This window comes from Pseudomonas emilianonis (assembly GCF_023072625.1).
GTDB classification, from domain to species: Bacteria; Pseudomonadota; Gammaproteobacteria; order Pseudomonadales; family Pseudomonadaceae; genus Aquipseudomonas; species Aquipseudomonas paraveronii.
In genome coordinates, this window is the sequence record NZ_JAKNRV010000149.1 from 1 (window position 1) to 12216 (window position 12216).

The following is a 12216-nucleotide window of genomic DNA, read 5'->3' on the forward strand; positions in this document are numbered from 1 at the left end:
CTGCCCAAGGTGCGCCCCAGGACCCGTGCGACGAGCAGCGCGACTACGCCAGCACACAGGTAGCTGCCAATGATCGACCATGGCTGGGCCAGCGCGCCGGATGAAACGGCAAACAGCAACACTGCCGACGCGCCCAGAGGGCCGAGCAGGTGCAGGGCGACCTCCATGCCAAACACTTGGGCGCAGACCCACACGCTGAGCAGGGTGCCCAGGGCCATGCCGATCGCGGCGCGGCTCCATTCGGCAGGGCGGGTATTGATGGCGGCGGGTAACCAGCGAGCGAGCATTCACAATTTCCATAAACAGCGGGCAAAAAAAGGCTTGTCTGGTTTCCCGGACAAGCCCTTGAACGTTCCTGCATTTGGGGGAGGAACCCGCGTAGTGTGCCGACCGCGATGCAAGGTCGCCAATGCATATTAATGCAGGTTAAATACAAAAATAGTGGACTCAACTGGCCGGCCGCCGCCGGCGCGGTCAAGGTTGAATGGTTTTGTCCAAGCGCAGCAGCACGTAGGGATTCTTGTCGAACGTGCCAGTGAGCGTCGGAGTGATTGCGCGCAATCGCGGGTCCTGCAACCCTTCAAAGTCATCTTGGCTCATGACCAGCCACGCCGGGCCTTGCAATGTTGCCAGGTCGGCGGGCTGCTGGGTGAACACCGGCACCCGGTCGTAATCGAGGTTGACCATGAACTTGATGGCTTTGGCATCCTTACCCAGCGCATGCAGCACGATGGGCGCCGGTTGCTGGCGGACCTGCGCCTGGACTTGCAGGCTGAAGGTGCGAGTGTCATAGAGGCTGCGCTCCACTGGCTCGACCACCACAATATACGTCGTCCACACCGCCAGCACGGCGGTCAGCGCCGGTACCAGCGTGCGCAGGCGTGCCTGGAACACCGCCACCAGCGCCAGCACTTGAAGCGCGCCCAGCACACCCAGCACCCAGCCGATGTGCGCCATCTGCTCCGGGTAACGCCGGCGCGCCAGCCATAGCCCGACGATCAGCAGCGCGGGCAACACGGTCCACAGGCTCAGCATCAAACCGCGCAGCCAGCCATACAACCGGCCGTGGGCGACTTGAAACGGATACGCCGCAATAATGGCCGCCATCGGCAACATTGGCAGCACATAGCGCGCTTTCTTTGCCTGGGGGATCGACAAGCCGAGCATCACCAACAAGCCCGCCGCTGCGCAGTACAGCACCAACTGCAACGCCGGATCAGGTGCGCGTCGCCCGCCAATCGCTATCACCAGCAGCACCAGCAGCGCCAGCGGGTAAGCCAGTGCGTAATTGCCCAGGGAACTGGTGAAGTAATACAGCGCACCGCTGGAGCCTTCGCTGCCATCCATACGCCCGAGGAACTGCATGCGGATCACGTCCTGCATGAACGCTTCGCCGCCACTGAGCTTGGCCAGCAGCAACAGCAGGCCGACGCACGCCCCCAGCAGTGCCAGGGCCAACAGGCCGAAGCTGAACAGCTGGCGCCATTGGCGGTTGAGCAGGAAGTAGCTGCACAGTACGCCCGTGGGGATCACCAGCCCAATCGGCCCGCGAATCGCAAAGCCCACGATCAACAGCAGGTACACCCAGTGCAGGCGCTTGGCGGCGCCGAAGTGATCATGCGCATAACCCAGGTAGAACACCGCCAGGGCCACGGCGGCGAGCATTTGGTCGAGGGACACGGCGCGGGTTTCGCTGATAAACGTGCTGCTGAGCAACAGCAGCGCAACACTCAGCAGGCCCCAGCGCTGGGAGTAGGGCGCGGTCAGGCGGTACACCAGCATGACGATCAGCGCCGAAGCGAGGGACGTCGGCAACCAGGCCGTAAAACTGTTGACCTCGCCCAGGGGCAAGGACAGCAGCCACGTCATCAGCGTCGAGGTCGCCAGGTAATCGGCATAAGGTTGCCCGTAGGTCGTGGGGAAAAAGCTCGGCCCATGGCGCAACATCTCCTGGGCAAAGACCACGAAGCGCGAGTCGAAACCGATGATTGCCTGGTGCCAGTTGCCGGCAATGAATAACAGCAACGCCAGCAGCGCCAGCCCCAACGACTGGCGCCGGATGGCTGCGTTCATCAATTGGGGCAGTTGATCTTTGTTCACCGGTCAGGCTTCCACAACGTGCGGCACCCACTGTTGCTGGGGAATCGGTAACTGGCAGGAGTCGCCCCGGCCCATCGGGAAATACTGGAAGCCTTTGCGCGCCAGACGCTCGCCGTCATACAGGTTGCGACCGTCGAAGATCACCGGGGTGTTCAGGCGTTGGTGGATCAGGTCGAAGTCCGGTGCCTTGAACTGCTGCCATTCGGTGCAGACGATCAACGCATCGGCGCCGCTCAGGGTGGATTCCGGAGTACCCATCAACATCAGCCGTGGGGCGTCACCGTAAATCCGCTGGGTTTCCTGCATGGCTTCCGGGTCAAATGCGCGCACAGTGGCGCCGGCAGCCCACAGCGCTTCCATCAGCACGCGGCTCGGGGCATCGCGCATGTCGTCGGTGTTCGGTTTGAAGGCCAGGCCCCACAGGGCGAAGGTCTTACCGCGCAGGTTGCCCTTGAAGAAGGCGTTGATGCGTTCATACAGCTTGCTCTTCTGGCGCTGGTTGATCGCTTCGACGGCTTCGAGCAGGTCGCTCGAGCAATGGGCCTGCTTGGCGCTGTGGATCAGGGCGCGCATGTCCTTGGGGAAGCACGAGCCGCCATAGCCGCAGCCTGGGTAGATGAAGTGATAGCCGATGCGCGAATCGGCGCCGATCCCCAGGCGCACCGCTTCGATGTCCGCACCCAGGTGTTCGGCCAGCTCGGCGATCTGGTTGATAAAGCTGATTTTGGTGGCCAGCATGCAGTTGGCGGCGTACTTGGTCAGTTCGGCGCTGCGCAGGTCCATAAAGATGATGCGATCGTGGTTGCGGTTGAAGGGCGCGTACAGGTCGCGCATGACCTCACGCACTTCTTCACGCTCGCAGCCGATGATGATGCGGTCCGGGCGGCGGCAGTCGGCAACCGCCGAGCCTTCCTTGAGGAATTCCGGGTTGGAGACGATATCGAACTCCAAGTGCCGGCCGGCCAGATGCAGGGCCTTTTCGATATGGGCACGCAAGGTGTCGCCGGTGCCGACGGGTACGGTGGATTTTTCCACCAGGATCACCGGCTCGATGCGATGGCGGGCGACCGCATCGCCTACCGACAGTACGTATTTCAAGTCGGCCGAACCGTCTTCATCCGACGGTGTGCCCACGGCGATAAACAGCACCTCGCCATGTTCGACGGCGAGCTTTTCATCAAAGGTGAAGCTCAGCCGTCCGCTTTCCAGGTTCTCCTTGACCATCGCCGCCAACCCTGGCTCGAAAATGCTCACATGGCCCTGCTGCAGCAGCCGGACCTTGTTTTGATCAACGTCCATGCAGATGACATCGTGACCGACTTCGGCTAATACGGTGGCCTGTACCAGACCGACGTAACCACTACCAAATACACTGATTTTCATGGGGCATTCCTGGGGCTTGCTGCGCTAGCACGACGAGAGTTAATAACCAGTACACCGAGGATGACCAAGGCCACCCCCAGGGTTTTTGAAAGCGAAAAATGTTCGTTGAACACCGGCAGGCTTGCGGCCAACAGGTAGACCAGCGCGTAGCTGATACTGAGCAGCGAATAGGCGCGGCCCAGGGGCAAATCCTTGAGCGCACAGAGCCAGCACAGCATCGACAGCGCATAGGCTAGGATCGCCAGGCTCACCACGCCGAGGGCGCCCAGATCGATGGCGTTGCTGCTGAACGCTCCGAGCCATTCGTCAGGCAGGGGTAGGCGCGTCATGCTCCAGCGCATCCCCAACTGGGCGGCGCTGACCAGGCCGACACTGCCCAGGGCGAAGGCAAACCCGCGCACCCGGCTCATACTTGGCGCCCCAGCAGCACGACGCCAGCAATCACCAGCACCACGCCCAGCCAATGCCGAGTGTCGATGTGTTCCTTGAATACGAAGCGCGCCATTAACGTGACCAATACGAAATTGAGGCTGAGCATCGGGTAGGCAATCCCGACTTCGAGGCGCTGCAGCACCAGCAGCCAGACCAGCAGGCCACAACCCAGGCACAAAAGCGCTGCCCATAACCAGGGTGAGCGCAGTTTCAGCGCCCAACCGTCAGGCTGGTCGCGCCAGCTTTCCACGGCAAACTTCTGCGAGACCTGGCCCATGCAGGTGAGCAGGCAGGCGGCTAACAACAAGAACAGGGTGATCATGGCGCAACCTGCGGGAAAACCAGGATCACCAGATTGCCTTGCTCAAAGCGCTTGCCGTCCTGGGGCAGCAGGTTCACTTCGGCGATCTCGTCGTCACCTTTGACGCGCATCACCACACCCACCGCGCCTTTTTGGCGGGCTTGGCTCATCCATTGCTGGACCTGGGTCATGTCGACCTTACGCTGGGCGGCGTCCGGGTAGGCGAGGCCGTATTTCACTTCGCCTGCGGTGTTATAGAGGGTGACGTCAGCGCGTTGCAGGCGCCATGCCAGGGCCGATGCCGCGCCCAGGTCATTGCTGAGCAGGGCGGACGTCGGCTGCAGGTCCGGCAGGTGGTCAATGATGAATTGATCCGGGGTCTTGTTGTACACCACCGAATGGGGCAGCGCGGCCGGGGCCAACGCCACCAGCAACCAACTGCCCAGCGCCGGCGCGGCCCACAATTTCAATGGGCGTGCAGCCTGCAGCAGGTTGGCGATGATCCAGCCGAACAGGCAGGCGAACACGAGCACCAGGCCGAGCGTTTCCTGGCCGTGCTCGTACAGCGGTTTTTTCAGTTGGAACCACGTCAGCGCGAGCAAAGCCACAACACCGAGGGTCAGGTTCAGCCAGCCGTTGATGCGCAATGCGCGGCCTTGGGCCTGGGCCAGTTTGTCGCTCAACGCGTTACCCATGAGCAACGCCAGCGGCAGCAGGCACGGCATGATGTAGGACGGCAGCTTGCCCTTGGCCAGGCTGAACAATGCCAGGGGCATCAGCAGCCACAGCAGCAGGAAGGCGATGTTTGGCGTGCGCTTGTGCTGCCACGCCTGCTTGACGGTGGACGGCAACAGCGCCACCCACGGCAGGGTGAATGCGACCAGCAGCGGCAGGTAGTACCAGAGTGGCTCGGCGTGTTGTGCATCTTCGCCGGCAAAGCGCTGGATATGCTCGTGCCAGAAGAAGAAGTTCCAGTAATCCGGCTCCTGGCTATGCACCGCAAGTGCCCAGGGCAAGCTGATGGCAATCGCCACGGCGACGGCAATCAGGCCATAACCCAGCAGGTCGCGCAGGCGCTTCTGCCAGATCGCGTAGGGCAGGGCGATCAGCACCGGCAGCAGCCACGCGAGGAAGCCTTTGGTCATGAAGCCCATGGCACAGGCAACCCCGAGCAACGCCCAGGACCCGACGCGAGCGCTGCGCGTGCTGCTGTCGAAGCAAAACCACAGCGCCACGCCAGTCAGGTTGACCCAGAAGGTGAACTGCGGGTCCAGGTTGGCATAACCGCCCAGCGCCGCGACGCTGACAAAGCTCATGTACAGCAGCGTGCTGACCAGGCTCTTGTGCGGGTCATTCCACAACCGGCGCGACACCAGGTACACCAGCAGCACGCTGAGCCCAGTACTCAAGGCTGACACAAACCGCACGCCGAACAGGTTTTGCCCGAAGATCGCCTGGCCCAGCGCGATCATCCAGTAACCGGCAGCCGGTTTTTCGAAATAGCGAATGCCCATGAAGTGCGGCGAAGCCCACTTGCCGGTCAGCAGCATTTCCTGGCTGATCTGTGCATAGCGGGTTTCATCCGGAATCCACAGGCCATGGGTGGCCAGGGGCAACAGATAGAATACGCCGAATGCCAGCAGCAGCAGGGGCAGCGCCCAACGGCGGATCATGCCTGCTGCACTCCGAGCCAACCTTCACGGCCGCTCAGGGCGCCGCGCACCAGTTGTTGCTGGGGCAGGGTGGCGACGTCCGCCGGCAGTAAGTCGCCCAGCGGTTTGAAATCGATGCCGCGCTGCCCTGCCTGGGCTAGCAACTGGCGAAAATCATTGGCCATCAGAATCCCTTCTACTTCTGCATGGATCGTGTACACGTTCAGCTTCGACTGTGCGAAGCGGTCGAGGATGAACCCGTTGAAATCTTTGGCAGCCACCACCGGCCCGACGACTTCGTCGAAGGTCGGCAGGTCTACCGGAATCTGTGGGGTGCCTGCGCTGCCATCGGCCAGGGTCGGACGAAACAGGCTGGTGCCCCGGCAATCGCTGTTGTAGCGAAAGTTGAAGCCTTGCTTGGCTTGCAACACGCGTTCATCGGCGCGCCAACCGGCGGCCGCTGAACAGTCGATACGTTCACCGAGGATGTCGCTCAAGGTGTCCACGCCGCGTCGAATCTGCTCGACTAACTGTGCGTCGCTCCAGCGCCCGGCATTGGCCTGCCAGCCATGGTGATCCCAGGCGTGCAGGCCGACTTCATGCCCGGCGGCCTTGGCCTGGCGCATCAAGTGCCCCAGGTCACGACCGATCGGCTTGCCCGGCCAGGCGGTGCCGGCCAGCAAGATATCCCAGCCATACAGGCCGGCAGCGTTGGAACGCAGCATCTTCCACAGAAATTGCGGGCGGATCAGGCGCCACAAGTGGCGCCCCATATTGTCCGGCCCGACACTGAAGAAAAACGTCGCTTTCACCCCGGCTTCATCCAGGGATTCGAGCAACCGTGGCACGCCTTCGCGAGTGCCACGGTAAGTGTCGACGTCGATGCGAAGACCTGCCTGCATCAGCGCTTGTCCGCGATTTCGAGCATGGCTTCACGCAAGAAGAAGTCGAGCGTATTGCCGATGGTTTCGCTCATCTCTACGGTTGGCTCCCAGTTCAGCAGGCGCTTGGCGTTTTCGATGCTTGGTTTGCGGTGGGCCACGTCCTGGTAACCGGTGCCGTAGAACGCCTTGCTTTCGACGTCGCGGAAACCGGCGAACGGCGGGAAGTTGCTGCGCAGTGGGTGAGCTTCGAACTGACGCAGCAGTTCTTCGCCCAACTGGCGGATGCTCGCTTCGTTTTCCGGGTTACCGATGTTGATGATCTGGCCGTTGCACACGTCGTTGTCGTTATCAATGATGCGCGCCAGGGCTTCGATGCCGTCGGCAATGTCGGTGAAGCAGCGTTTCTGCTCGCCACCGTCGAACAGGCGGATCGGCGTACCTTCCACCAGGTTCAGGATCAACTGGGTGATCGCACGGGAGCTGCCGATACGGGCCGAGTCCAGGCGGTCCAGGCGTGGGCCCATCCAGTTGAATGGACGGAACAGAGTGAACTTCAGGCCCTTGGCACCGTAGGCCCAGATCACGCGGTCCAGCAGTTGCTTGGAGACCGAGTAGATCCAGCGTTGCTTGTTGACTGGGCCGACCACCAGGTTGGAGGTGTCTTCATCGAAGTACTGGTCCTGGCACATGCCATAGACTTCGGACGTCGATGGGAAGATCACGCGCTTGTTGTACTTGACGCAGTAGCGAACCAGCTTGAGGTTCTCTTCGAAGTCCAGCTCGAACACACGCAGCGGGTTACGGGTGTATTCGATCGGCGTGGCGATGGCCACCAGCGGCAGGACCACGTCGCATTTCTTGATGTGGTACTCGATCCACTCGGTGTGGATGCTGATATCGCCTTCCACGTAATGGAAGTTCGGGTGGCTGCGCAGGCGCTCGATGGCGTCGGAGCCGATGTCCAGGCCGTAGACTTCGTAACGGTCGTCACGCAGCAGGCGCTCGGACAGGTGATTACCGATAAAGCCGTTCACGCCCAGGATCAGTACGCGGGTGCGACGTGGCTTGCGGCCAGACTCGGCGCCGCGCAGGACCGAACCGTCCACCAGGCCCAATTCGTTGGCCAGGGACGGACCGGCCAGGTACAGGCCGTTGTCGTTGCGCTGACCGAACTTGATCACCAGCGAGTCTTCAGCGCACGCGATACGCAGCGGGTTGACGCTGATCACACGGCCAGGCGCCAGGCCTTCGTTGCCCTGGACCACTTCGGCTTGCCACACGATCAGCTTGTGCTCGCCCACGGCGCAGAAAGCGCCCGGGTACGGTTGGGTCACGGCGCGCACCAGGTTGAACAGCTCTTCAGCCGGTTTTTGCCACTCCAACTTGCCATCCGCTGGGGTGCGGCGGCCGAAATAAGTGGCCTGGCTTTCGTCCTGGGCGGTTTCGGTCAGTTTGCCTGCGGCCAATTGCGGCAAGGCATCGCGCAGCAGGCTGCTGGCGGCGTCACGCAGTTTGGCGTGCAGGGTCAGGCCGGTGTCGGAGCGCTCGATCACGACTTTCTGCTGGGCCAGGATCGCGCCGGCATCGGCACGCTTGACCATACGGTGCAGGGTCACGCCGGTTTCGGTTTCGCCTTTGACCAGGACCCAGTTGGCGGGTGCGCGGCCACGGTATTTCGGCAGCAGCGAGCCATGCAGGTTGAATGCGCCTTTGCGGGCGGTGGCCAGCAGGGGTTCGCTCAGCAGGTTGCGGTAGTAGAAAGAGAAGATGAAGTCCGGGTTGAGCTTGGCTATGCGCTCGATCCACAGCGGGTGGTTGGCGTCCTCCGGTGCATGCACCGGGATGCCTTTGCGGGCGCACAGTTGCGCGACGGAACCGTAGAAATTGTTTTCCTTGGGGTCATCGGCATGGGTGAACACGGCAGCAATGTCGTAACCGGCATTCAGCAGGGCTTCAATGCCAGCACAGCCAATATCGTGGTAAGCGAAGACAACGGCTTTTGAATTCATGACGAAACCTGATCGGAAGGGGAAGTAGTGGTGGTATGGGAGGACGCCAGGCCGTCAAGGACGACCACAGGTGCCGGTGCTGCCGGTTGGTTGCGCAGCACTTTTTCAATAAAGAACCGTGGGCGGGCGCGCACATCGCTGTACATGCGGCCCAGGTACTCACCCAAGAGGCCCATGCCGATGAACTGGCCGCCGGTGAACACGAACAGCACTGCGAACAGCACGAACATGCCATCGCCGGCCCATTGGGCGCCAAAGGCCAGGCGCAGGACGATCAGCGCAAAGGCGAACAAAACGCCCAGGCCCGCCAGGCTGAAGCCGACGATGGACAGCAGGCGCAGCGGGGTGGTGGTCATGCAGGTCAGCAGGTCGAACATCAGGCTGATCAGGCGCATGGCGCTGTATTTGGATTCGCCGTGTTCGCGCTCGGCATGGTGTACGAGAATTTCCGTGGTGTGACGGGCAAAGCCGTTGGCCAGGATCGGGATAAACGTGCTGCGTTCGCGGCAGGCGAGCATGGCGTCGACGATGGTGCGGCGGTACGCGCGCAGCATGCAGCCGTAGTCAGTCATGGCGACGCCGGTCGAGCGCTGCACGGCCAGGTTGATCAGGCGCGACGGCCAGCGGCGAAAGGCCGAGTCCTGGCGGTTGTTGCGCACGGTGGCAACCACGTCGTAGCCCAGGGCGGCTTGTTCTACCAGGCGCGGGATTTCTTCCGGCGGGTTCTGCAGGTCGGCATCGAGCGTAATCACCACGTCGCCCCGACACTGCTCGAAACCGGCCATGATCGCCGCATGCTGACCGTAGTTGCGGTTGAGGATCACCGCGACCACGTTGCTGCCGTCTTCGGCGGCAGCGTCTTCGAGCAATTGGGCGGATTTGTCGCGGCTACCGTCATCCACCAGGATGATTTCGTATTCGTAGGCCAGTTGCTTGCAGGCTGCCGTCGTGCGGCGCAGCAATTCAGGCAGGCTTTCTTGTTCGTTGTAGACCGGGATAACGATCGACACACAATGAATAGGGTAGGGTTTCAAAGATTCATGACCTCGGGGTTTGAGCAACTTGAAGCGTAAAGACAACAATCACTGGCCGAAAAGGCAGGTGTTTGGTTAAACCTGGAGTGGAATTGGGGTGTTCATCCGACCATCCTGATGGGCTATTGAAGTCTTCCATGTGTATCAGGGAGTAAAGACCATAATTCACAAAGATAAAGCGGAATCAATAAGTTAGTCGGCACAGCGCGGTTCGTTCTCAAGTCCTGCGACCAAGATTAAGCGTAAAAATGTTTAACGAATATGAAAGCCAGATGAAAAACTCGTTTATTTGACAGGTAGACAGCTAGGGTTCAGCTAAACAACTAAGGCTCTGAAGGCGTTGTTTATTTAGTGGAATAGGAACGTTTTGCATGGCGCTGGGCGCAACTGGGTGGCCGTGGATCGGCGCTGCGCGTCACGGCACGCTCTGCCGCTTGTGTTTATTGAAGAATCTTCTCTGCATTGCCCCTCAAGTGCCGGTAAAGTAAGCCATCTCTTGCCAGGGTACTCGGATGAATAGCGTGCAGCGTTTAGGCGGCCAATGGCGGCCCGTGTTGATGGGATTGTTGATGAACGCAGCCTGCGTCACCACCGTATGCGCTGATGAGGGTGTGGCGCTGACCACGCTCGCTCAAGTGCCAGAGGGGGTTGAAGTGCAAGGCAAGCAGGTCGCCGCCTATACCTGGGACGACCGCCAGGGCAAGAACCTGCTGGTGCTGGCCGAGCAAATCAACCAACGCGAGGATGACGGCACCCAGTCGGCGCTTGTCTACGCGGCCCAGTACTTGATCGACGGTGACCGCCCCAAACGCATATGGATGCTCTACGACGACGTGCAGCGCTGCGAATTCGATGCCGCGCTGCGCTTTGACATGGCGGCGACCAAGGTCACCGACCTTTCCGGCGACGGCATCACCCAGGCCACCGTCGGTTACACGCGCAGCTGTACCAGTGATGTCAGCCCCAATGAATTCAAGCTGATCATGCATGTCGGCAAGTCGCAGAAGTACCGCCTGCGTGGCGTCGACCGGGTCGGCGCCGCTTGGTGGGACGAAGAAGCCGGGGCACTGCGTGGCATGCCATTGCCCAAGGATTGCAGCGTCTCCGGGCAACAGGCGCTGGTCAGCCAGTACAAGGAACAGGGCACTGAATTGCCTTTGCCGGGTTGCTACAGCGACGAGAAGGATTTTGCCAAGGCACCGCAGGCCTATCTGACATTCATGCGTCAGCACTGGTTCGCGCTGATGCAGAAACAGGATGCTGAATGGAGCCAGGCGCAGACCCCGCCCCAGGAATCGAGCGGGGATGAAGAAACCGCCCCGTGATTGGGTACCAGGGCCGATGGTGCGTTAGACTCAGCCCTCGCCAATTCAATAAATACCTCGAATAAACAAAGGCTTGCTCGAGGTATTTAATCCAAAGGCCGATCTACCTTGACTGAGTTAATCCGCAACCCGCTGACCCTCTACCTCACCCGCCTGGCGCCCTCCAGCCAACTGACCATGCGCTACGTGCTGCAGGACGCCGCCGACCGCCTCGGCTTCGAGGACATCAACCTTGAAGACATCGACTGGCACCTGCTGCAACCCGAACAGGTGATCGCGCTGGTTGCGGCCTTGCGCGAGGACGGCTACGCGCCCAATACCTCGTCGCTGTATGTAAACGCCGTGCGCGGGGTGATGAACGAAGCCTGGCGCATGAGCCTGATCAGCCAGGAACACCTGCTAAAAATGCGCACGGTCAAGGCCGCGCCCGGCACGCGCCTGAGCCAGGGGCGCAACCTGCGTCGCACGCTGATCCGCGAAATGATGGACGTCTGCGCTGCCGACCCGCGGCCCCAGGGCCTGCGCGATGCTGCAGTGATCGGTATTTTGTATGGCTCGGGCATGCGTAAGTCGGAGTCGGTCAACCTCGACCTCGCACAGATCAATTTTGACGAGCGCAGCCTGCGTGTGATTGGCAAGGGCAACAAGGAACTGATCAAATACGCGCCGGGCTGGGCCTTCGCCAAATTGCAGGCCTGGCTCGAATTCCGGCGCGAACAACTCAAGGAAGGCGAGCAGGACGATTCCTTCCTGTTCAACCGCATCCGCAGGGGCAGCCATATCACCCGCGAACGCATCACCAAGCATGCGATTTACTACATCGCCCGCCAGCGCGGTCAGCAGGTGGGAGTGAAGATCATGCCGCATGATTTCCGGCGCTCCTTCATCACGCGGGTGATTGAGGAACATGACCTGTCCATCGCGCAGAAACTGGCGCACCACACCAACATCCAGACCACCGCGAACTACGACGTGCGTGACGACAATGAGCGGCGGCGAGCGGTGGAGCGGTTTGATCTTTAGCCGGCGGCGACCGGCGAAAAACGCGCGGTCCGCGTCAGGCTCGGCTCAGGAGGAGGGCGGGGCACCGGGCAGC

The 12216-nt window shown here is 61.2% G+C and carries 11 protein-coding genes; 2 read left to right on the plus strand and 9 right to left on the minus strand.

Annotated features, from left to right (window positions below):
• From L9Z73_RS16020 to arnC, 9 genes are all read right to left on the minus strand, one after another.
• On the minus strand, positions 1–287 hold a 287-nt coding region (locus L9Z73_RS16020; protein WP_247402735.1), incomplete at its 3' end, for an HPP family protein.
• A 187-nt stretch (positions 288–474) separates the two neighbouring features.
• Positions 475–2073 (minus strand): ArnT family glycosyltransferase, encoded by a 1599-nt coding sequence (locus L9Z73_RS16025; protein WP_247402756.1) that lies wholly within the window; start codon positions 2071–2073, stop codon positions 475–477.
• A 30-nt stretch (positions 2074–2103) separates the two neighbouring features.
• Positions 2104–3483, minus strand: a complete 1380-nt coding sequence (locus L9Z73_RS16030; RefSeq protein ID WP_247402738.1) for a UDP-glucose dehydrogenase family protein — start codon at positions 3481–3483, stop codon at positions 2104–2106.
• Positions 3480–3893, minus strand: a complete 414-nt coding sequence (gene arnF, locus L9Z73_RS16035) for a 4-amino-4-deoxy-L-arabinose-phosphoundecaprenol flippase subunit ArnF (protein ID WP_247402740.1) — start codon at positions 3891–3893, stop codon at positions 3480–3482. Before arnF ends, L9Z73_RS16030 begins: the two co-directional genes overlap by 4 nt.
• A complete protein-coding gene (gene arnE / locus L9Z73_RS16040) occupies positions 3890–4237 on the minus strand; it encodes a 4-amino-4-deoxy-L-arabinose-phosphoundecaprenol flippase subunit ArnE (protein ID WP_247402742.1) in 348 nt (115 codons plus the stop codon). Before arnE ends, arnF begins: the two co-directional genes overlap by 4 nt.
• Positions 4234–5889 carry a lipid IV(A) 4-amino-4-deoxy-L-arabinosyltransferase gene (arnT, locus tag L9Z73_RS16045; RefSeq protein ID WP_247402744.1) on the minus strand — a complete coding sequence of 552 codons (1656 nt, stop codon included), beginning with the start codon at positions 5887–5889 and terminating at the stop codon, positions 4234–4236. The genes arnE and arnT overlap by 4 nt, the downstream gene beginning before the upstream one ends.
• Positions 5886–6770 (minus strand): 4-deoxy-4-formamido-L-arabinose-phosphoundecaprenol deformylase, encoded by an 885-nt coding sequence (gene arnD, locus L9Z73_RS16050; protein ID WP_247402745.1) that lies wholly within the window; start codon positions 6768–6770, stop codon positions 5886–5888. Before arnD ends, arnT begins: the two co-directional genes overlap by 4 nt.
• Positions 6770–8761 (minus strand): bifunctional UDP-4-amino-4-deoxy-L-arabinose formyltransferase/UDP-glucuronic acid oxidase ArnA, encoded by a 1992-nt coding sequence (gene arnA, locus L9Z73_RS16055; RefSeq protein ID WP_247402747.1) that lies wholly within the window; start codon positions 8759–8761, stop codon positions 6770–6772. The genes arnD and arnA overlap by 1 nt, the downstream gene beginning before the upstream one ends.
• The gene (gene arnC / locus L9Z73_RS16060; protein WP_247402749.1) at positions 8758–9795 is read right to left on the minus strand and encodes an undecaprenyl-phosphate 4-deoxy-4-formamido-L-arabinose transferase; all 1038 of its coding nucleotides are present in this window, start codon (positions 9793–9795) and stop codon (positions 8758–8760) included. The genes arnA and arnC overlap by 4 nt, the downstream gene beginning before the upstream one ends.
• Positions 9796–10307: 512 nt before the next feature.
• Between arnC and L9Z73_RS16065 the strand changes: the two genes are divergently transcribed.
• Together L9Z73_RS16065 and L9Z73_RS16070 are read left to right on the plus strand one after the other, a co-directional pair.
• A complete protein-coding gene (locus L9Z73_RS16065) occupies positions 10308–11120 on the plus strand; it encodes a M949_RS01915 family surface polysaccharide biosynthesis protein (RefSeq protein WP_247402750.1) in 813 nt (270 codons plus the stop codon).
• A 108-nt stretch (positions 11121–11228) separates the two neighbouring features.
• Positions 11229–12143 (plus strand): site-specific integrase, encoded by a 915-nt coding sequence (locus L9Z73_RS16070; RefSeq protein ID WP_247402754.1) that lies wholly within the window; start codon positions 11229–11231, stop codon positions 12141–12143.
• Positions 12144–12216: the final 73 nt, after the last annotated feature.